Origin of the sequence: Pseudohalioglobus lutimaris, assembly GCF_002866825.1 — a bacterium.
Classification (GTDB): Bacteria; Pseudomonadota; Gammaproteobacteria; order Pseudomonadales; family Halieaceae; genus Halioglobus; species Halioglobus lutimaris.
Genome location: NZ_PKUS01000008.1, coordinates 230,059 through 251,190 on the forward strand (window position 1 = coordinate 230,059; position 21,132 = coordinate 251,190).

Below are 21,132 nucleotides of genomic sequence, written 5' to 3' on the forward strand. Positions count from 1 at the left end.
GTCAGTCCAGTGTCTTGCGGAAGCGCTTGGTGGCAATCACCAGCATCAATGCCGTAAAGCCCAGCAGCCAGAGTATGTCCGGTAGTAGCTGTGAGGCCTGCGCACCGCGCAGGTATACCCCGCGTATCAGGCGAATGAAGTGCGTTGCCGGCAGCAGCTCGGAGATGTATTGCGCAAGTGTTGGCATAGCGTCGTAGGGAAACATGAAGCCGCTGAGCAGAATGGAGGGCAGGAGTATGAATACCGTCATTTGCATGGCCTGCATCTGGGTGCGCGCGAGGGTGGAAATCAGCAGTCCCAGGGTCAGGCTGGCGCCGATAAATGCCAGGGTAATAATGGCCAGGTCTATGAATCGGCCGTGCAGCGGGACGTCAAATATCAGGCGACCCAGGCCCAGGATGATGGTGATCTGCACGATACCCACGAACACGTAGGGGATCAGCTTTCCAATCATCAGCTCCAGCGGGTGGATGGGAGTGGTAATCAATAATTCCATATTGCCCTGTTCGCGTTCCCTGACCAGCGCCGCGGAGGTGAACAGGATCATCGTCATGGTGAGGATGATGGCGGTGAGTCCGGGTACCACGTTTACCTCAGATCGGCGTTCCGGATTGAAAAACAGGGCAACCTCGAAGGTGGGGTGACGGGCGCTGTAGGCGCCGGGCGGCGTGCCTGCCTCCAGCTTCAGTGGCATGCTGCGCAGTGCCAGCAGTGCCGAGCCCACCATCGTGTCTGATCCGTCAACCAGCCATTGCCCTGCCGTTTCGCCTCCAGCCAGGCGCTGGGGCAGGTCGTGGGGCAGCACCAGTGTCGCGCGAATGTCGCCGGCAATGATCGCCGCTTCCGCCTCAGCTGGCGTGTTGTAGGTGGCCACGATTTCCACGACCTGGGTGACGCGCACCTGCTCCGCAATGACGCGGGCGGCGACGCTGCCGCTGAGATCAACGATTGCCACCGGGATGTCGCGGACCATGGTGTTGATGGCATAGCCGAAAAGCAGCAACTGAATCAACGGAATCATGACCACCATGCCAAAGGTCACGCTGTCCCGGGACAGCTGTCGAAGTTCCTTGCCGGCAACGGCAACGATGCGCTGGCCGCTGTTCATCGCAGCGCGTCCCCCTGGGTGCAGTCAACAAAAACGTCCTCCAGGCTGGGGCGCGTAACGTTGAATTCAAGAGACGGATAATGCAGCTGCTGCCGTAGCCGCTCGATCGCGCCGTTGGCTGCGTCTGCCGTCAGCAGTATCCGCAGTTGCATACCCTGCTGCGCTGCGGACTGCACCTCTGGCAGCTGCAGGGCACTCGCTTTTACCCGGCGTAGATCTGCACCGCGAATTTCGATAACGCGTTGATCCAGCGCGGCCATCAGTTGCGCGGGCGGGCCCTGCCTGCGCAGGCTGCCTGTTTCCAGGACGGCCAGCTGGTGACAGCGTTCGGCCTCATCCATGTAATGGGTGGAGACCAGTACGGTTTTGCCTTCATCCACCAGGTCAAACAGTTTCTCCCAGAAGTCTCTGCGGTTCTCCGGGTCGACCGCAGAAGTCGGCTCGTCCAGGAATAACAGATCAGGGGAATGCAGCGTGGCAACCGCCAGCGCCAGGCGTTGGCGCTGGCCCCCGCTCATCGCCGCGGCGCGACGTCCGCGCATGGTTTGCAGGGTGTAACGATCCAGCAGCTCGGCGATGCGCTGGTTTGCCTGTTGCCGGGGCAGACCGTGAATGCGCGCCATGAACTGCATATTCTCCACCACCGTCAGGTCGTCGTAGAGAGAGAACTTCTGGGTCATGTAGCCGATGCGGCGCCGCAGGGCCTCGGCAGCTGCTGGAATCTCCAGGCCAAGTACCTCAACATCGCCCGCCGTTGGTGTAAGCAGGCCACAGAGCATGCGTATGGTTGTGGTTTTCCCGGATCCGTTGGGGCCTAGAAAGCCGTAGATCTGTCCGCGTGGAATGTCCAGGTTGACCGCATCGACAGCCACCAGGTCGCCGAAGTGCTTGCTCAGGCCGCGGGTAGTGATTGCTGTTTCAGTCATGTTCCAGCAGTACCTGGGCGGGTACGCCGCTGGGCAGCGAGTCAGCGTCCTCCAGGTCGAACTCCGCCAGGTAGACAAGGCGTGCCCGGTCGCTAGCATTGAGCGCATAGTAGGGAGTGAATGCCGGCTCCGTGGCGATCCAGCGCAGCGTGCCCTGCAATGTCTGGGGCACACCGTCCACGTGAATTGGGTAGTTGTCGCCGATATGCAGGCGCGCTCGCCAGGGTTCCGGTACGTAGACCCTCGCATAGGGCTGGTCTCCGGCGAGCATGATCGCCAGAGTGGCGCCCGTGTTGACACGTTCGCCCTCGTTCCAGGGCAGGCTGTCCAGGTAGGCGTCGCGGGTGGCGACCACGCTGAGCTCGGAGAGCAGATGTTGTTCCAGCGCCAGCTGTGCCTGCGCAGACTGCAGCGCCGCAGCGCCCGCGTCCAACTGTTCCTGACGCGTTCCGTTGGTCAGGCGCAGCAGTTCCTCCTCTGCGGACTCCAGGTTGGCCTCCGCCTCGTCGCGCCCCGCCAATGCCCGGTCGAGCTGGGCCTGGGCAGCGAGTTTACGCCTTACCAGCGACACGGCGCGGTCATAACTGGCGCGAGCCTCGACCAGCGCGGCTCTTGCGCCGGACACCCGGGCGCTGGCGGCGGCTATGTCTTCCGGCCTGGCGCCGTTGCGCAGTTCCTCCAGCACGGCTGCTGCCCTGGCCGCCTCTGCTGCAGCCCTTGCGACCATGGCTTTCTGGCGGGTGTTGTCCAGTTGCACCAGTAATGTACCCGCCGCGACCAGCGTGCCTTCAGGTATTGGCTGGTCGAGGATGATTTCGCTGGCGGTGGCCTTGAGCACGATGCGGTCGCGCTCCAGCGTACCCAGCGCCTGGCCAGCCGACGGGTCGCCACAGGCGGTGAGAAGTGAAATCAACAGCAATGATCTGAACAGGGGCATGTGAGTGTTCCACAACAGCAGCGTGTTGCAGAAGTTATACGGGCAGTTGGCCCGGGATGCAATTCAGGGGAAGCGCGGCACAGCCGCGCAGCTGCGACAGGTCAGGCGGCAGACTGGTCGCGGGCCTGTGGCGGTGAGCCCACATAGGCGGCGCGCGGGCGAATCAGGCAGCTCTGCTCGCGGAACTCGAGGAAGTGGCCGATATAACCGTAGACCCGGGCCATGGCGAACATGGCCGTGAAGTAGTGCGGTGGAATACCCAGGCTGTGGAAAACGGCGCCTTTGTAGAATTCCACATTGGCCCAGATTTCCTGGCCGCGGGCACCAAACTCGCGCTGGCAGGCTTCTTCTACCGCGACCAGTGTTGCCAGCAGGTTTTTACTCTCTTCATCCTGGCAGGACGCGATGGCCATGGGCTTGAGTATCTTGGCGCGGGGGTCCACGGTGCGGTATTCGCGGTGACCCATACCCATAATTTTGACCTTGTTGGCCAGGCAATCTTTTACGTAGGCCTCTGCCTTGTCAGGGCTGCCAATCTCCATCGCCATTTCCAGTGCGGCCTGGTCGGCGCCGCCATGAAGCTTGCCGAACAGGGTGCCGATAGATGCGGCAATGGAGGACTGGATCGGGGCCAGGGTACTGGCGCATACGCGACCGGCAAAGGTGCCGGCGTTGAAGCTGTGTTCCATCTGCAGAATCTGCGCGGCGTCCAGCATACGCACCTGCTCGTGGGTGGGTGCCTTGCCGTGGAACATGGTGAGAAAGTTGTCGTGACGCAATTTTCCGGCAGTGGGGTGGAGAATGACTTTGTTCTGCCCGAGGCGGTAATGCGCGGCGATCAGGGCAGAGATTTTAGCGGTAATAAACAGACCGTGCTCGGCGTCCGTTCCGCGGCCCAGTGTTTCCTCTTCCGGCATTTGCAGCAGGGGGATCATACCCTGCAGCATCAGCATGGGGTGCAGTTCGCGCGGTACCTGCCCGAGCAGGTCCTGCTCCGGATGGGTGAGCTGGGCGTTGCTGCACATGAAGCTTTTCAGCCTGCGCCGTTCCTCGTCCGTTGGCCATTCACCGAATACCACCAACCAGGCCACATGAAGAAATGACACGTCTACCAGTTCATTGATGTCGATGCCGCGATAACTGAGCAGGCCTATATCGCCCTGTACGTCGGAAATGGCGGTTTCCCCGACGACGATGCCAGCCAGGTCATTGGAAAAGACAGTTTGTGTTTCGGACATTGTGCAGATTCTCGTTTTCGGTAATTTTTCACAGTATAGCGGCGAAATTGATTAGCTGGGTTAATCTTACTTATCGCAGTATTAGGATAGCTTATATGCGTTTTGAAAACAGTGAGTTACGAGCCTTTCGTGCGGTGATTGAAGAAGGTGGCTTTCGCCGGGCCGCAGAATCCTTGTCCATAAGCCAGTCGGCAGTTAGCCAGGCGGTAGCGGGCCTGGAGAGCAAGCTGGGTACCGGCCTCATTCGTCGCGGTAAGGAACTGCGCCTGACCGACGCAGGCAGGCGGCTTTTCGACCATGCCTTTGAGGTGCTCACTGGCGAGCAGCAAACGTTGGAAGATATCGCCCAGCTGCGCCAGGGGCAGCTGGAAACCCTGAGCCTGGCGTTGAGCGCCTCGATCAATCGTTTTCATGCCCCCGGACTGATCAGCGACTACTATCGACAGAACCCCCAGGCAAGAATGCAGCTGGTGGAAATGCCCGCGCGCAATATCATCTACGCCGTCCTTGCCGGCAGCGCCGAGTTGGGGTTTGGGCCTTTCCAGAAAGATATGCAGGCCTTTACCACGGTACCCCTGTATTCCGACTCACGGCACCTGGTGGTGAGTCCCGGCCACCCACGGTTCGAGGAGATGAAGCGCGGTGACGCGGACGCTCTCAAGCATACGCCGCTGATTACCTCTGCTCTTGATAGCCCTGACCTGCGACCCTCTATCCAGCGCCTGCGTGACCAGTTCAGCACGGTGTGGGAGGTGAGCAGTCTGTTGCTGCGCATCCACCTTGTGCGCGAGGGCATGGGTGTGGCGTTTATTGACCGTCGCTTGTTGCAGGAGCACCCGGACTGCGCGTCATTTCATGTTATCGATGACGTCTCTTTTGGCACCATAGATAAACAGGTGGGCATTTACTATCGCGCCGGTAAGCAGCTGACCGTCAGCGCCGGGCGCTTCGTTACGCTTTGCGAGGCGCACTGGAACTTGTAGAGTGTGGCGCTCACACAGGGGGATTCATGGCCATCAGTCTGCGTAAAACAAATCTGGAAAAACTGAGCGAGCAGGTCTACGACGTGCTCATCGTGGGTGGTGGTATTAACGGCGCGGTAGCGGCTGCTGCGCTCGCAGGGCGTGGCGTCAAGGTGGCGCTGATTGATCGCGAGGATTTTGCCAGCGGGGTCAGTTCCAGCTCCTCCAACCTGGCCTGGGGCGGGATCAAATATCTGGAAAGTCATGAGTACCTGCTCGTCAACAAATTGTGCAAGTCGCGCAACGAGTTGATGCGCGCGTATCCGTCCACGGTCAAGGAGATACGTTTTTTCACCACCATCCAGCGCGGCTTTCGCTTTCCGTCCTTTTTTGTCTACCTGGGAGCCGTGCTCTATTGGTTGATGGGGCGCTGCAAAACCCGGCCGCCACGCTACTTCACCGCCGGGCAGCTGGAGCGACTGGAGCCGGTCGTCAATACCGAAAATGCTGCCGGTGGGTTGGAGTACTCCGACTGTTACCTGTACGACAATGATGCGCGTTTTGTTTTCAATTTTGTGCGTACCGCGCTGAACTACGGTTGCATTGCCGCCAACTATGTCGAGTCGCTGGGCACGCGCCGGGTGGGTGAGCTCTGGTGCAGCGAGGCACGTGATGTGGTTAGCGGTTCCGCATTGCAGATCCGCTCCCGCGTGCTGATCAACGCCTGCGGACCCTACGCTGACGCTCACAACCGCTTGACTGGTGAGGCCACGCAATACCACCACCTCTTTTCCAAGGGGATACACCTGATCGTGGACAGGGTGACCGACAATAAGCGTGTGCTGACGTTTTTCGCCAGCGACGGACGCCTCTTCTTCCTGATCCCCATGGGGCCGAAAACCTGTATAGGCACCACTGACACGCAGGTGACAGATCCGGCAGTGGGCGTAACCGATGAAGATCGTCACTTTGTTCTCGACAACGTCAATGCGCTGCTTGACCTGGAGCAGCCCCTGACTATCGATGATGTGGTGGCAGAGCGTGTGGGCGTCAGGCCCCTGGCGACGGAAGATGAAGGTGGCGATGCCGACTGGGTTCAGCTGTCGCGCAAGCATGTGATTGAGCAGAGTGAGCATCACCGCCATCTCACTATTTTTGGCGGCAAGCTCACCGATTGCCTCAACGTGGGCGATGAAGTGGTGGAGAAGGTGGCGGCGATGGGGGTGATCGTTCCCGACCCGGATAATCACTGGTACGGCGAGCCTTCCGCCAGCCAGCGGAAAGAGTTCATGCTACAGGCGAAGTTGATGAATCTCGACAAGCTGACGGATGCCAGCTCTTCGGAGCCGCTGTCGGAGCGATTCTGGCGGCGCTATGGCACCGCCGCGTTCGGTCTGCTGGAGCGTATCCGTGAAGATGAGTCCTGTGCCCGCTTGCTGCTGGAAAAGGCGGAGTACACCCGCTGCGAAATCGAACTGGCGGCGCGCCGGGAGATGATTGTGAAGCTGGAAGACTTCATGCGGCGCCGCTCGAAGATCGAGCAGGTGATCCGCTGGCGCGATATTGAAAACGCCCCCGGCCTGGTGGAGGCCTGCGACATTCTTTTCGGGGAGGACGCCCCCATGCGCCTGCAGGAATATCTTCAGGGTGGTCGCAACGCGGGGCGTTCTGCGGGGTGAAGTCGCTGCTGTGGGTCAGCGCCCTGGTCCTTCTGCTGCTCATTGGGCTGGCGGGCGTCACCCTGTTTCAGCTCACCCGCGACACCAGCTTCCTGCAGGACTACCTCTCATCCGCGCTGGGGCGTGAAGTGCGTATAGAGCGTATTCATGAGGTGCGCCTGGGCAGGCAGGCGAGCTTTACGATAGAGGGCGTCAGCGTTGCCAATCCGCAATGGGCTGGCGAGCCGCAACTACTCAGCGTGCAAACAGCCCGGATCTATCTTGACCTGCTTTCAATCTTTCAATCCGGGCCCATTGTCATCAATGACCTGGACGTTTCCGGTTTGCAGGCCGCGCTACTGGCCCCCGGGGGTCATGCGCCCTCATGGCAGCTATCTGCGCAGCCGGCTGACGCAGGCCCCACGAGCGACAGTCTGCAGCTGCCATTGGTGCTGGAACAGGCAACCATTACCAATAGTCACCTGGTCTATCGCGATCCTGAGCGTGAGCTGAAGGTTCGCATGTCCGGTCAGTTGCAGGGAGGCGAAGGGTTGCGTGTGCTCCTGGACGGACAGTCCCGGGGGCACCCCGTGTCATTTGACGGCCATGTCTCGCAGCGTGACGGCGGCCTGGCAGTGCAGGGTGAGGGGCAATTTGAACACTGGATGCTTTCCCTTCGCGGCACGCTGGCAGACCCCTTTGCCTTTACCGGGCTGGATGCGCGGTTGGGTATACAGGGTGATTATGCGCTCCCTGCTACAGCGGATGCCGACGCGGTAGTGCTGCCGCTGTACCTGGACCTGAAACTGACCGGCTCCGGTACGCAGCTGGATGTGCAGAACGGAACCCTGGGCAGCGGGGATAGCCAGTTGTTGGTCAATGGAACACTGGGCAACCCTGCGAATTTTGAGGGTCTGGCGCTGCGACTGGACCTGAGTACCCCGGACGTCAAGCGACTATTGCCCGTAGTAACAAGTCAGCCTGAAGCGGTGCCGCTGAGCTTGCGGGGGGAGCTGCGCTTTGTCGACGGCGTCCTGCAGTTGCAAACACTGCGCGGTCGCAGCGGCGGCGCCCGGCTCAAGGGCTCTGTGCATCTGCCTGCTGCCGGTAAGGGCCGCAGCGCGACCGTTGCCTTGCGCGGCAGTGGCGAGTCCCTGGCGACAGCCCTCTCGCCGTGGATACAGAGGGAGCCGGATGACGACGCACCCTTCGATTTCGATTTTCAGGCCGACTGGGCGTCACCGGTGTTGACCGTGCATACGCTTGATCTGGAGGTCGGGCTCAATCGGCTACTGGGCCGTTTCACCTTGCGTGGCAATGCGCAACGGCCCGTTATGAATGGCAGGCTGCAACTGAGTGGGCGACGGGCACAGCATATGCTCGGGGTTCTGGGTGCAACCACGGAGGTTGCGGATGATCCTTTTATGCTCAAGGCTGATGTCAGCATGCATGAAGACGGCAGCGTCAGCGTGAGCGATATGGAGGGTCAGCTGGGACGCAGCGATGTGTCTGGTGAATGGCATTATGTTGCCGGTACGCCAGCGCGTTTGCAGGCGAAGTTGCATGCCGGAACGCTGGATCTTCGCCCCATGGTGGAAGCGTTCCAGCGCCAGTCACGCAGCGCCAGAACAGACAATGCCGGGCGTCCTGACGCTCTGGGCGACAATGCCCCGCTGACATCGAAACAGCTGCGCGACAGAGTCATTCCACAGACCCCCTTGCCTGGAGACTGGCTGGACAACCTTGAAGGGAATATGTCCCTCAGTGTTGGCGAAGTGCTGTTGCGGGAAGATATGACCAGTCGTGCTGAGTTCCGCTTTACCATTGCCGACGGCGCACTGGTCAGTCAAAAGATGCAATGGAGCGGTGATTTTTCATCCGGTAGCGCGCAATTGGCGTTGCACAACGCGGCACCGGGGCTGCGCATCAGTCTCCATCTGGACACCCATCGCCTGCCGCTGATCTGGATTTTGAATGCTGCGCCCGACAATGCACAGGAAGCGACCTACAAGGCGGCGCTCGTTGGGCAGGGCGCTACCCTGCGTCAACTTGCCGCCAGCCTCGATGGCACCGTGGCAGTGCGCGGTGGGGGAGGTCGCCTGGACAACCGCGGCATGATGTTCTTCTTCGGTGACGTTTTCGGTGAGATTTTTTCGCAGCTCAACCCGCAAGTAAGGGACGACACCTACACCAATGTCGACTGCCACGCGGCGATACTGGTCGTTACCGACGGTCTGGTAGACGTCAATCCCGGCGCGGTACTGCGCACGGATAAGTTGGATATGATATTGGGCGGAACCGTCGATCTGAATGATGAGCGACTCAATCTGGCGTTCAACACCCGATCGCGTACCGGGGTCGGGATCAGTGCGTCCAAGGCGGTGACGCCCTACCTCAGGCTGGGCGGCAACCTGAGTCACCCGAGGTTGGTAGTCAACGCCAAAGGCGTGGTGATCTCAGGCGGTGCCGCCGTCGCAACCGGAGGGCTGTCTATTCTCGCTGAAGGTTTGTGGGACCGCTGGGTGGGCACCTCGCTAAACCCCTGTGATGAACTGTTTGAAAATGCTGACGAGGCCCAAGGCGTGCTGAAGAAAATGCTTGGACGGCCCTGATATCGCGGTAATCTTACCGCCGGGGTGCGATGTCCGTATCAGGCCGGCCGATCTGCCGTTACCATTGCGCCACGTACACTTGGAGAGACCCGCCATGAAGCCCTACTCAATTGCCCTGTTTTCCGCTGGCCTGGTGTTTGTAGCCCAGGCAGGCAGTGCAACCACGCTCGCCGAGTGCGCTGTGATCATCGAAGACCTGCAGCGGCTGGCTTGTTATGACAGGTTGGCATCCCAGCCGTCGGTGCCGGCAACTTCTGAACTCGAGGAAGAAGTACTAACGGTGGTGGCCCCTGCGGAAGAGGAGCTGTTCGCCGCGCGTATGGATACGGAGGAAAAGCTCGCGGACAACCCCTGGATTGTAACGCCGCACAAGCGCAATTATCTGCTCCCGGTGACCTATAACAGCACCATCAACGAGGAAGCCTGGACCGACATCTTCCCCGATGCTGAGATGGATGACGTGGAAGCAAAATTCCAGATCAGTTTCAAAGCCATTATCTGGAAAGACATTCTCGGAGAGGGTACTAACCTGTGGGGTGCCTACACGCAGGAGAGCTGGTGGCAGGTGTATAACACAGACGAGTCCGCACCCTTCCGGGAGACCAACTATCAGCCCGAAGCCATACTGACCTTCGACAATGACTGGGAAGTATTTGGCTTCACCAACACGATGCTGGGCCTGAGCCTGAACCACCAGTCCAATGGGCGCGGCGAACTGCTCTCGCGCAGCTGGAATCGGGTGATGGCTATGGCCACTCTGGAGCGTGATAATTTCCTGCTCACCGGGCGCACCTGGTATCGGTTGCCGGAAGACGATGAAGACAACGACAATCCTCGCATGTACAAGTACATGGGCTATGGTGATCTCAGCGGAGTGTGGAAGCTCAATCAGCACCAGCTGGGTTTTACCCTGCGCAACAACCTCAACAGCGAGAACAAGGGCGCCATCCAACTGGACTGGACCTTCCCTCTGCCCAACACCAGGCGCTTTCGCGGCTATGTGCAGTACTTTAACGGCTATGGTGAGAGCCTGATCGACTATGACGAAAGCACCAATCGAATCGGTATTGGGTTTACCCTGACCGATCTGTTGTAGGATGCGGTTTGTGCCTGCGAACTTTCCACCTCCTGAATCACGACGCACGTTTCCATCCGCAGCGCTGCGAAGATGCCGGAGTTCCAGTATGATCCTGCGAGTACTTTTAGCGACAATCGGCCTCTTCCTGTCGGCAAATACCCTTGCCCAGCAACAGGGCATACCCGACTTCGGCGAAGGCAACGCCGTTCCTCTGTCACAGGAGTATCTGCTGGGCCGCGCCTGGCTGATGCAGTTTCGTCGCCAGGCCCCTATTCTCAGTGACCCCCAACTACAGGAATATACCGAGGGCCTGGTTTTCCGTCTCGCCGCAAGCAGCCAGCTGCGCGAACGCCGGCTCGAGGTGGTGCTGGTGGATGCAAAGTCGATCAATGCCTTTGCCGTCCCCGGCGGGGTGGTGGGCGTGCACAATGGGCTCATACTCGCGGCGCAGAATGAAGCCCAGCTGGCATCGGTGCTGGGGCACGAATTGGCTCACCTGAGCCAGCGTCACTTCTCCCGCAGTCAGGAGAATGCGCAGAAATCACAGAAGATGGCGCTGGCCGGCCTGCTCACCGGGCTGGTGGCCGTGGCAGCCGGTGGTGGTGATGCCGGGATAGCCGCCATTGCCGGCTCACAGGCGGCGTCGCAGGACGCAGCCCTGCGCTACAGTCGCCTGCATGAACAGGAGGCAGATCGTGTGGGCATGCAGAACCTGGTGGCCGCAGGCATGGACCCCAGCGGCGCTGCGGGCATGTTCGAGGTGATGCAGGCCGAGTCCCGTAAATACGGCTCGCGCCCTCCCGAATTCCTGATGACCCACCCGCTGACAGAGAAGCGCATTGCCGACGCACGCAACCGGGCGGGCCAGTACCCGCACAGAATGTATGAGGACAACCCGGACTTCCAGTTAATGCGGGCCCGGGTTGAGCTGAGCTTTATTGAAGATCCTGTCGAGGCGGTGGCGCATTTTCGCAAGCGGCGCAAGGAAACACGCGGACCAGAGGCCGTGGCCGCGCAGTATGGCCTGATTCTCGCGCTGACCGAAAACGGTGAATTTGCCGAAGCGCGCGAGCTGCTCAAGCCCATGCGCGACTTCAAACCCGCCAACCTGTCCTACGCGCTGGCTGAAACAGAGATAGACCTGCAGCAGGAGCGTTTCGAAGAGGCTATCACCAAGTTGCGCCGTGGACTGGAGATCATGCCCGGGAATCATCCGGTGACCATCCAGCTGGGCAAGACCTATTACAAGGCCGGTCGCTACACCGAGGCAGACGCGCTACTCAAGGCTCACGCCAAGCGCAAGCCGACCAATGCCACGCTGTGGTACTGGCTGGCGGAAATTCAGGGCCTGGCCGGTGACAGGTTCGGTCTGCACCAGTCACGTGCGGAGTATTTCTTTTTGAACGGTGCCATGAAAGCGGCGCTGGAACAGTTAAATCTTGCGCTGAAACTGGCGCCCGACAACGTCACCGTCGAGCGCATCAATGAACGTATGGCATTTTTCCAGGCGGTGGGCAGGGCCCTGGGCCAATTCTGATCAGCGCACTGCCACACCGGCCAGCCAGGGGTGGGCAAACATCACCGCGAGAAAGACAACCAGGCTGATAACCAGAATTTTCACCTCCTGGCCTATGCCGGGTATATCCGCTTTGACCCATGCTCCCTCCCGGCGATTGATCAGCACGATTTCCAGTAGCGCCCAGATACCCATGCCGCCGAACAGCACCAGTGAGCGGCCGTCGCCATTCATTAGCAGGTGAGCCCCCGCCCAGATCGCTACACCGGTCAGCTGTGGGTGGCGCAGGACCTGTTTGATGCGCGTGGGCATTCCCGAGGCGACAAACAGGATGAAGGCCACCAGCACCAGCAGCATACCCAGGTGGCGCGTCCACAGCGGCAGCGTGTACAGGTAGGTAGGCTGGTCGATGCTGCGCCAGCCGAAGACGATCATCAGGATGGCGCCGATCAGCAGCAGCGAAAACAGGCCCTTGTAGCCGTTTTCACCCAGTTTGCCCAGCAGTGATTGCTTGAGGGGTTGTGCGATGGCGGGGATCAGGTGCACCAGTGACCACAACAGTATGCCTGTAATGAGTAATGCCATCTTTGTTGTCCCTCGCTGCGCGTTTGAGAACAGTCTAGTCGCTAAACCTGCTTGCCACCAGGCAGAGGCGGTGCAAACAATCCGTAGCAATGTGCCGCGCTTACTGCAGCGGGCCAGGTTGTTATTTTTCACGCTGACCAGGCTGGTGGCGGCGCGCTGTATAGCCTAAAATGCGCCGCCTCCTCCGTCTGCGCATAACAACTCCTCCGCTGATTGGTTTTCTTCGTTGCCGCGAGCCGCAAGATTCGCGACGTATAGTTTTAGGTGTAGAACCCGATGTTCGAGATTCATCCGAGTAAAGCCGCGTCCGTTAAAAATGATGTGTTATCGGGCCTCACCGTAGCCCTGGCCCTGGTGCCCGAAGCTGTGGCCTTCGCCTTTGTAGCGGGTGTTGAGCCTCTGGTGGGCCTCTACGCGGCGTTCATGGTGGGCCTTATTACCGCCTGTATCGGTGGTCGACCGGGCATGATTTCCGGTGCTACCGGCGCGTTGGCCGTGGTGATGGTGGCGCTGGTGGCCGATCACGGGGTGGAATACCTGTTTGCAACCGTGGTGCTGATGGGCGTGCTGCAGGTCGCCGCCGGTGCCATGCGCCTGGGCAAGTTTATCCGCATGGTGCCCCACCCGGTGATGCTGGGCTTTGTTAACGGCCTGGCGATTGTGATTTTTCTAGCCCAGTTGGGGCAGTTTGGTACCCCGGGCGAACCGGGTTGGTTGCACGGCACTTTCATGGAAGGGTCAATTGTCGACGTCGCATGGCTAGAGGGCCAGCAGTTGTACATGCTTTGCGGCCTGGTGATGCTCACCATGGCGATTATTCACTTCCTGCCACGCCTGACCACGGCGATTCCCTCTTCACTGGCGGCCATCGTAGTGGTCAGCCTGTTGGTGGTCGGCATGAGCCTGGATACCAAGGTGGTAGGCGACGTGGCTTCTATCAAGGGCGGGCTGCCGCAGTTTCATATACCCGCCGTACCGCTGAACTGGGAAACGCTGGTTATCATCTTTCCGTACGCGATCGTCCTGGCCGCCATCGGCCTGATCGAGTCGCTGCTTACCCTGCGCCTGGTGGATGAGATCACCGAGACCCGCGGGCGTGGCAACAAAGAGTGTGTGGGCCAGGGCGTTGCGAATGTGGCGACCGGTTTTTTTGGCGGCATGGGCGGCTGTGCCATGATCGGGCAGAGCATGATCAACGTGAACTCGGGAGGCCGTGGTCGCTTGTCCGGTATCTCTGCCGCACTGTTCCTGCTCGCCTTTATCCTGGTGGCCTCGCCGCTGATTGAGCAGATACCGCTGGCAGCGCTGATCGGCGTGATGTTTATCGTGGTCATCGGTACGTTCGAGTGGTCCAGCTTCCGCGTGCTGCGTAAGGTGCCCAAGTCAGACGCAATGGTGCTGGTGCTGGTATCTGCGGTGACGGTGGCGACCGACCTGGCCATGGCCGTGATTGTGGGCGTTATTGTCTCGGCACTGGTGTTTGCCTGGGAACACGCCAAGCAGGTCCACGTCAAGGCGATGGAAGACCACAAAGGCTCCACCGTCTACGCGGTCAGCGGCCCGCTATTCTTTGGCTCGGTCACGTCCTTCCTGGAGCAGTTTGACCCGGCCGGTGCCAATGATGACGTGGTGATAGACTTTGCCGAGTCACGGGTATGTGATCACTCCGGGCTGGAGGCGATCGATACGCTGGCGGAGCGCTACCTGAACGCCGGCAAGACGCTGCACCTGGTGCACCTGTCTGCCGAGTGCAAGCAACTGCTGCGCAAGGCCGGCAACCTGGTGGAAGTGAACGTGATTGAAGATCCCAAGTACTTTGTTGCCGAAGATGTCCTGGGTTGATAAAGCGGGGGCGTGCCCCCTTGTTCAATCAGGCTTGCGGTTCAGCGCCGTGCACGCCAAGGTAATGTGAACTGGGGCTGGGTTCTTCTTCCAGCGCCTCGTTGAACTCATACAGGCGCTCGTAGCGGGTATCCCGGATCAACCACCTGCCATCTTCCTTCACGTAGCGATCCCAATACAGCACCGTGCCGGTGGTGTAGTACTTGTGATTGATTACCCAGAATTTGTCCTCCAGGTACCAGATGCCGGTGGCTTCACTTTCTGACAGTATCTGGATTTCAGGATGGTGGCCGTGATGCTGGCCGATGGTCTGCTTGGTAAAAGACTGGGCCATGCCCGCCACATATTCCGCTTTGCCATTGTACTTCAGGTGGTAGTTGCCGCCCTTGAAATCCACTTCCACATCGCTGTGGAACAGGGTGGCCAGTTCTTCCAGATTAGCGGTGTCTATGCAACGAAAGTAAGCGTGTTTGAGCTGCTTGATCGCCTCAATGTCCATCAGCATCTGGATGTTCTTGCGCAGCTCATCGATACCGCCCGCGCTGGCCTCCAGGGGAAGCCCATCGGTGATGCCCATGGTCTGCTTGTTCAATTTTTGTCGTTGCTCGCTCATAGCCTTCTCCAAAGGGTAGGAGCTTAGTATAGCCAACCCACGCTCGAAAGCTGCTGACGTATCAGGTCAGATTGTTTGATGTGTAAGGTCGGGGTAGCGCAGCTAATGCCTTGATCGGGGTCAACAGTGGGTGCTTATTCATTTTGTTATGGCCTCATGAGCGACTAAGATAATATGCTTTAAGTGCAGTGCATCGGAGTTGAAAATCAGTAGCTTTGTCGTCAATAGGGTCTGTTTTGCGAATTAACGAGCAACCCATAAAGAGCATTTCCCGCGGTTTTCTGTTGTCGTGCCTTGCAGCCTGTTCACTGTCGGTCTCCGCCACCAATCCGGTCACTGAGATCGCCACAGGGGATATACCCAAAGGCACGCTGGGGCTGGGACTTGGCTGGCGTTTTGGCAACAGCCCCTATCGTGGCATAGACGATATTTCTTCCAAGGAAACTGAGCAGGACTCGGACGTGCTGCCGTTCTATTTCTACGAGGGTAAGTACCTCTTTTCCCATGGCAGTACCGCAGGCGTGCACCTGTATGATTCCGGGGGCTTCAGTCTTGATGCGCTGATTGCCTATCGTTTCGACCGCCTGGAGCCCGAGCGCGATGACTTTTTTACCGGGGTGGATGAGCGTGAGCAGAGCCTGGACGGCGGCCTTCGGGGCAGTGTGATGGGGGACTGGGGCAAGGTCTCACTGACCTGGTTGACCGATACCCTGGATCGCCATAACGGTCAGGAGATAGACCTGACCTACCGTTTCACCTGGGTGGGCGAAAAGTGGACTATCTCGCCTTTTGCCAGCTATGTGCACTGGGACGAGTCGCTCACCGATTATTACTACGGTGTTGCGGGGAGTGAAGCCCGGGAGGACCTGCCGGCCTATCGACCGGGCTCGTCCACAACCTGGCGCGCCGGCGTCAACACCAGCTACCGTATGTCCAAGCGTCTGCGCCTGTTTGCCAATATCTCTGTAGACCGTCTGGACGACGTGGTCGCCGGATCGCCATTGGTAGATGAGGATTGGTTGCCGGCGACCATGGTCGGCCTGGCCTACGCGTTCGGTAATGTTCTGGATGAAGGCCAGTCGGGACGCCGCGATGCGCAGCGGTCAGGGGAATGGAGTTGGCGCGTCAATTACGGCTATACCGCTGAGGAGACCTTTCATAAGGTACATCGCGGTAGTATCGAGCGCAGTGACGATGTCCACACTTACCTGGCGGGACTTACCCTGAGCAAGTTGGCGCTTGATGGCAAGCGGCTGGATATATGGGGCAGGGTCTCGGTTAATCGCAGGCTGGAAAATGACCTGCAGGACGACTTCTGGGAGATCAACCCCTACATCATGCTGATGGGTACAGGCTACTCACCGTGGAGTAATCGCGAGTTGTTCCGTTACGGTTTCGGTTATGGATTTTCATACGCCGACAGTGTGCCGATGGTGGAGCGGCGCAAGCAGGAAAAACGCGACCGTGACACTTCTCATTTCCTCAACTACCTGGAGGCAACGGTGGATTTTCCCCTGCGTAATCTGTTCGGTGATCGCGGTTGGTGGAAGCACTGTTACAGTGGCGTCACCCTGGTGCATCGTTCCGGCATCTTTGGCAGGGTCGATATTCTCGGTAATGTTTCTGGCGGATCGGACGTGGTCACCGGGCACCTGGAGTGCAAGCGATGAATCGCTGGAAAACCAGTCTTATTATCCTGATGCTGTCTCTTACCAGTGCCTGTGTCATGCAGCCGGTGGTCTATGACGAGGCGCGTGCGCAGGCGTTAGAATCCGCGCTGGCATCGTTTCGCGCCCGCGAGGAACTGACGCGGTTTTTTGATCAGGCGGTGGCCTATGCCGTGTTCCCCGCCAACTGGCGTGCGGGCACCGGTTTTGGCGGTGCTTTCGGTACCGGTTGGCTGCTGGAAGGCGGCGAAGTAACCGGTCGCGCGTTGATGGTGGAAGCATTCGTGGGCGCGAACCTGGGCATACAGGGCGATCGCAAGATTTTATTCTTTCGCAGCGAGGCCGCTCTGGACCAGTTCAAGCGGGGCCGCTTTGAGTTCACCGGCCAGGCCAATGCCAGCGTGGCCAACGTGGGCAAGGCAATCACGCCCGGGTACAACCCGGACGTCGCCATGTTTGTGGAGGTGCGCGGTGGGCTGATGGTGGAAGCCAGTGTGGGCACCCAGCGCTATGACTACTTTCCGCTCCAGGAGTCAGAATAGCGCGCTAGAACTCGACAAAAGCCCGCTCGATAACGTACTCCCCAATGTGCCCGTTGCGTGACTCGCTGAACCCGCGTTCGTTGAGCAGGTCGCAGATCTCGGTGAGCATGCTGGGGCTGCCGCAGATCATGAATCGATCCTGCTCAGGGTTGACCGGCGGCAGGCCGATATCGTTTTCCAGTTTACCGGTGCGTATCAGGTCGGTGAGCCGGCCATTGTTAACGTATTCCTCGCGGGTCACTGTGGGGTAATAGATCAGCTTCTCGCGCACGTCTGTGCCCAGGTACTCATGCCTGGGCAGGTGCTCGGTAATCAGCTCCTGGTAGGCCAGTTCTTCCACTTCCCGACAGCCATGGGTGAGTATAACCTTGTCATAGGCCTCATAGATTTCCGGATCGCGGATGATGCTGAGGAACGGCGCCAGGCCGGTACCGGTGGCGATCAGGTAAAGGTTCTTGCCCGGCAGCAGGTTGTCCTGCAGCAGGGTGCCAGTGGACTTGGAATTGACCAGTAGTTCATCGCCGGGCCGGATATTTTGCAGGCGCGAGGTCAGCGGACCGTCCGGCACTTTAATGCTGAAAAACTCAAGTTCATCTTCATAGTTGGCACTGGCCAGGCTGTAGGCGCGCATCAGCGGCTTGCCCTTGTGCTCAATGCCGATCATGGTGAAGTGGCCATTCTTGAAACGGAAGCCGCGGTCGCGCGTGGTCTTGAAGCTGAACAAACGGTCCGTCCAGTGGTGTACCTCGGTAACCTGTTCTTTCAATAGTGTCGCCATTGTGGCCTCGTTTTCTGCCGATTGGTTGGGATGCAGATAGTAGGCAGTCGTTATATATCTGTAAAATGGATAAATTCGATTTTCTATATCGGTTAAGTGGATATAAGATGAAGAGATGAAATACACCCTTCGCCAGCTCGAAGTATTCCTCGCCACCGCCCGGCATGAAAACGTCAGTCGTGCTGCTGATGAGCTGGCCATGTCGCAATCCGCTGCCAGCGGTTCACTGAAAGAACTGGAACAGCAGTTCGCAGTGCAGCTGTTCGACCGTGTTGGCAAGCGGCTGCAGCTCAGTGAGTTGGGCAGGCAACTGCGCGCGCAGGCCGAGAGTTTGTTGCAGCAGGCGCAGGAATTTGAGCAGGCCCTCTCCGGCGGTCAGACCGTGGGTTCCCTGCGTATCGGGGCCACACTCACCATTGGCAATTACATGGCCGTGGCGCTTATCGCGGCGTTTCGTCAGCAGTTTCCGACGGCGGAGGTCACCCTGGAAGTGGCCAACACCGCTACCATTGCCCGCAGGGTTGCGGATTTTGAACTGGACCTGGGAATGATTGAGGGTGAGATTAACAGCCCGCAGTTGGAAACCATTCATTGGCGCGACGATACGCTGCAGGTTTTCGCGGCACCTTCCCACCCGTTGGCTGGTAAGCGCAGGGTCAGCGATGCGCAGTTGAAAGCGCAACAGTGGATTGTGCGTGAGCCCGGTTCGGGGACCCGGCAAACCTTTGACCGCGCCATGCACGGACTACTAAGTGACCTGGATATCGTCATGGAGTTGCAGCACACCGAGGCGATCAAGCGCGCTGTGGAAGCGGGTCTGGGCGTGGGTTGTCTGTCCAGCATCAGTCTGGTGGACGCCTTTGCCCGTGGCTCACTGGTGCCGATTCACGTACCGCAGCGCGACTTCAGCCGTCAGCTCAACCTTATCGCCCGCCGCGACCGCTACAACAGTGCGGCCACGCGTCACTGGTTGGCATTGTGCGCCAGTAACAGCGGAAAGTAGCCAGAGGATTGTGCATCACTGCTGGCTGACAATGCCTGACGGATCAACCCTTACGCGATAGTTACCGGAATCGCATCCGCAGCGGGGTCTCGAAAGACACGATGGCTGCGGTGGGCCAGTACCGCCAGTATCGCCGCAGCCAACAGCAGGCCGCCGTTAAGCCAAAACAGGTAGTGGCCAAATTGTGTGGGGGGATAGTTCAGCAGGTGCGCGATCGCCAGCAGAGCGAGGCAGGCGCCACAAGTCGCCTGTAAGAGCGCTCTACAAGCTGGCAAATTGCGCTGGCGGCCCGCGACCAAAGCGCTGGTCACCACGACGCTGAGGAAAATGGCGAGAGGGGAAAGCGCGGTGAATACAGCGCCGGCTGCCGAGAGCACCAGGGCCAATGGCGTGCCCCAGACCAGTCCACACCAGGTCCTGTCCAGCCAGTCGTTACGCGCGCGTTTTGTTAGCCAGATATTGATGCCGGAAACGGAAACCACGGTCAGCGCCAGCCCCAGTATAAACCAGAGAATGCGCGTGGCCTGTCCGCCGAAGTAGCCGAAGTGAACACGGTAAAGTGAATACAGGAACTGGCGTGCGCCTGGTCCGCTGGTTAATTGCTGGCTGCCGAGATAGCTGCCGTCCGCATTGAAGCGATAAATTTCCGAATAGGCGAGGCGGCCCGGAACCGTGGCCGCAATTTCCATGAACTGTGCCGGGGTGTCCAGTTGGTGCGCTACCAGATAGATTGGTGATACGTCTGGATGTCGCGCTTTCAATTCGCTCATGGCGCGTGCGGTGTCGAGTTTTTGCGCGGGGGCTTCAAGCACAGGGTCGGCGCCATATACCGCGTCAAACAATGCGTTGGTGTCGCTTTCATACCAGGCAGTAGCCGCTGAAAATACCAGAATTCCTACCAGCCCATAGAACGCACCCGTGGTAGCGATCATGATGTGGAAAGGCAGACCCCAGACAGACAAACGATTGTGTATGTCAGCCTGCTCCAGGCGTCGCGACCCACCCAGGCGAAATTTGAATGCATCCTTGAATAGCCTGGGGTGCGCCAACAGACCAGACACGATTAGCGCTACCAGCATGGCCCCGATAGCGCTGACTATTACCAGTCCGATATTGTGGGGCAGGTGCAGGCTGATGTGCAGTTCACGCAGCATATGTGTCCAGCCCTCTACCGGCTCGGCGAGCAGGTTGCCGACGGCATCCGTAAAGCGCTCCTGCTGACCATCGGATACATGCATGCGCGGTATTTCCGCAGTGGGGAAAACAACCCAGATCGACTCGGGATTCTCATTTATCTCCTTGCGAAACCGGTTCATGGCGTTCTCAACCGCCCCAGTCTGAGCGTGACTGAACTCAGGGATTGACGGTTGTTCCCAGCGCTCAAATGTTTCGGCGATGGCGGCCAGGGTGCCCGTGAGGCAGATTAAATACATCAGCCCGCCGACGACCAGGCCGATGGCTGAATGGGCATCAAGCGAGCGTTTAACCAGTCCAGGATTCATGCGCATATTAATAACCAGGCAAGTAAATGACAGCTGAGGAAACGAGAAATATAGCTGCGAACCCCATCGCGTATCGAGCGGGGCGGCCCACGGCTACACTGATGTAAGCCATGATTCCCCAGAGAACGGGGAACAACAGTGCCGCAGCCGCCATGCCATTAATCTCCGACACCGGCAGAACATTAATTGTTGCCAGTGTGAGTTGGCAGCTGGCTGCACCGGCGCAGGGGCCCGCAGCAAGGAACGTGAGTAACTTGCGGGCAGCGCTGGTACTTATCCGGGTGCCGATTGCAGCTCCCTCTGGCTTTGGGGGTCGTCTCTCTGTATTCACAGCCACCAGCACCAGAGCGGCAAGCGTAAATCCCGCCAGCGCATAGCTGATACCAAACTCGCTACCCCATGCCAGAGAAGCAAAATAGACAGTGCTCGCCAGTAGCACCCAGCCCGCCAGGCTGATCAGGCGTTGCACTGTGCCCGGTTGCCGCCAGCTATAGCGCAGCGCGACCAGGCCACAGCAACCCGTGATGAGACTGGCTGCGGTTGCACTACCGGAGGTAAGTAACAT

The 21,132-nt window shown here is 59.2% G+C and carries 18 protein-coding genes; 9 read left to right on the forward strand and 9 right to left on the reverse strand.

The features are described 5' to 3' along the window. Position 1: 1 nt before the first annotated feature. The 4 genes from C0039_RS09370 to C0039_RS09385 form a co-directional block, all read right to left on the reverse strand. The gene (locus C0039_RS09370) at positions 2–1,108 is read right to left on the reverse strand and encodes an ABC transporter permease (protein WP_101517914.1); all 1,107 of its coding nucleotides are present in this window, start codon (positions 1,106–1,108) and stop codon (positions 2–4) included. Then, positions 1,105–2,034, reverse strand: a complete 930-nt coding sequence (locus C0039_RS09375) for an ABC transporter ATP-binding protein (RefSeq protein ID WP_101517915.1) — start codon at positions 2,032–2,034, stop codon at positions 1,105–1,107. Before C0039_RS09375 ends, C0039_RS09370 begins: the two co-directional genes overlap by 4 nt. Continuing rightward, a complete protein-coding gene (locus C0039_RS09380; RefSeq protein ID WP_101517916.1) occupies positions 2,027–2,971 on the reverse strand; it encodes an HlyD family secretion protein in 945 nt (314 codons plus the stop codon). Before C0039_RS09380 ends, C0039_RS09375 begins: the two co-directional genes overlap by 8 nt. A 101-nt stretch (positions 2,972–3,072) precedes the next feature. Further along, complete coding sequence (locus tag C0039_RS09385; protein WP_101517917.1) at positions 3,073–4,209, reverse strand: citrate/2-methylcitrate synthase; 1,137 nt, start codon at positions 4,207–4,209, stop codon at positions 3,073–3,075. A gap of 95 nt (positions 4,210–4,304) precedes the next feature. Between C0039_RS09385 and C0039_RS09390 the strand changes: the two genes are divergently transcribed. The 5 genes from C0039_RS09390 to C0039_RS09410 all read left to right on the forward strand — a co-directional run bounded on the left by C0039_RS09390 (position 4,305) and on the right by C0039_RS09410 (position 12,056). Beyond that, entirely contained in the window at positions 4,305–5,192 is an 888-nt protein-coding gene (locus tag C0039_RS09390) for a LysR family transcriptional regulator (protein WP_101517918.1), read from the forward strand. A 26-nt stretch (positions 5,193–5,218) separates the two neighbouring features. Then, a complete protein-coding gene (locus C0039_RS09395; RefSeq protein WP_076000032.1) occupies positions 5,219–6,850 on the forward strand; it encodes a glycerol-3-phosphate dehydrogenase/oxidase in 1,632 nt (543 codons plus the stop codon). Further along, entirely contained in the window at positions 6,847–9,441 is a 2,595-nt protein-coding gene (locus C0039_RS09400) for an AsmA family protein (RefSeq protein WP_101517919.1), read from the forward strand. Before C0039_RS09395 ends, C0039_RS09400 begins: the two co-directional genes overlap by 4 nt. Positions 9,442–9,535: 94 nt before the next feature. Continuing rightward, on the forward strand, positions 9,536–10,537 hold the full coding sequence (locus tag C0039_RS09405) for a phospholipase A (RefSeq protein WP_101517920.1): 1,002 nt from the start codon (positions 9,536–9,538) through the stop codon (positions 10,535–10,537). Positions 10,538–10,625: 88 nt separating this feature from the next. Beyond that, positions 10,626–12,056, forward strand: coding sequence for a M48 family metalloprotease (locus C0039_RS09410; protein WP_165787082.1), 1,431 nt, complete (start codon positions 10,626–10,628; stop codon positions 12,054–12,056). On the opposite strand, the gene C0039_RS09415 is transcribed toward C0039_RS09410, so the two are convergent. Next, on the reverse strand, positions 12,057–12,620 hold the full coding sequence (locus C0039_RS09415; protein WP_076000037.1) for an NnrU family protein: 564 nt from the start codon (positions 12,618–12,620) through the stop codon (positions 12,057–12,059). 276 nt (positions 12,621–12,896) lie between these two features. Between C0039_RS09415 and C0039_RS09420 the strand changes: the two genes are divergently transcribed. Beyond that, positions 12,897–14,462 (forward strand): SulP family inorganic anion transporter, encoded by a 1,566-nt coding sequence (locus C0039_RS09420; RefSeq protein ID WP_076000038.1) that lies wholly within the window; start codon positions 12,897–12,899, stop codon positions 14,460–14,462. A 28-nt stretch (positions 14,463–14,490) separates the two neighbouring features. Here the strand turns inward: C0039_RS09420 and C0039_RS09425 are convergent, their stop codons facing one another. Beyond that, positions 14,491–15,075, reverse strand: a complete 585-nt coding sequence (locus tag C0039_RS09425) for a nuclear transport factor 2 family protein (protein ID WP_101517922.1) — start codon at positions 15,073–15,075, stop codon at positions 14,491–14,493. Between the two features lie 236 nt (positions 15,076–15,311). Here C0039_RS09425 and C0039_RS09430 point away from each other — a divergent pair, with 236 nt between their 5' ends. Both C0039_RS09430 and C0039_RS09435 read left to right on the forward strand, forming a co-directional pair. Next, positions 15,312–16,745 carry a MipA/OmpV family protein gene (locus C0039_RS09430; RefSeq protein ID WP_165787083.1) on the forward strand — a complete coding sequence of 478 codons (1,434 nt, stop codon included), beginning with the start codon at positions 15,312–15,314 and terminating at the stop codon, positions 16,743–16,745. Then, a complete protein-coding gene (locus tag C0039_RS09435) occupies positions 16,742–17,284 on the forward strand; it encodes a lipid-binding SYLF domain-containing protein (RefSeq protein WP_076000040.1) in 543 nt (180 codons plus the stop codon). Before C0039_RS09430 ends, C0039_RS09435 begins: the two co-directional genes overlap by 4 nt. A gap of 4 nt (positions 17,285–17,288) precedes the next feature. Here the strand turns inward: C0039_RS09435 and C0039_RS09440 are convergent, their stop codons facing one another. Next, positions 17,289–18,062 (reverse strand): ferredoxin--NADP reductase, encoded by a 774-nt coding sequence (locus C0039_RS09440; protein ID WP_076002235.1) that lies wholly within the window; start codon positions 18,060–18,062, stop codon positions 17,289–17,291. 115 nt (positions 18,063–18,177) lie between these two features. On the opposite strand from C0039_RS09440, the gene C0039_RS09445 reads away from it, so the two are divergent. Further along, entirely contained in the window at positions 18,178–19,065 is an 888-nt protein-coding gene (locus C0039_RS09445) for a LysR substrate-binding domain-containing protein (RefSeq protein WP_101517924.1), read from the forward strand. Positions 19,066–19,115: 50 nt separating this feature from the next. Here C0039_RS09445 and C0039_RS09450 read toward each other — a convergent pair whose 3' ends face one another. Next, entirely contained in the window at positions 19,116–20,573 is a 1,458-nt protein-coding gene (locus C0039_RS09450) for a PepSY-associated TM helix domain-containing protein (RefSeq protein WP_101517925.1), read from the reverse strand. Position 20,574: 1 nt separating this feature from the next. Next, positions 20,575–21,132, reverse strand: coding sequence for a hypothetical protein (locus C0039_RS09455; protein ID WP_076000043.1), 558 nt, complete (start codon positions 21,130–21,132; stop codon positions 20,575–20,577).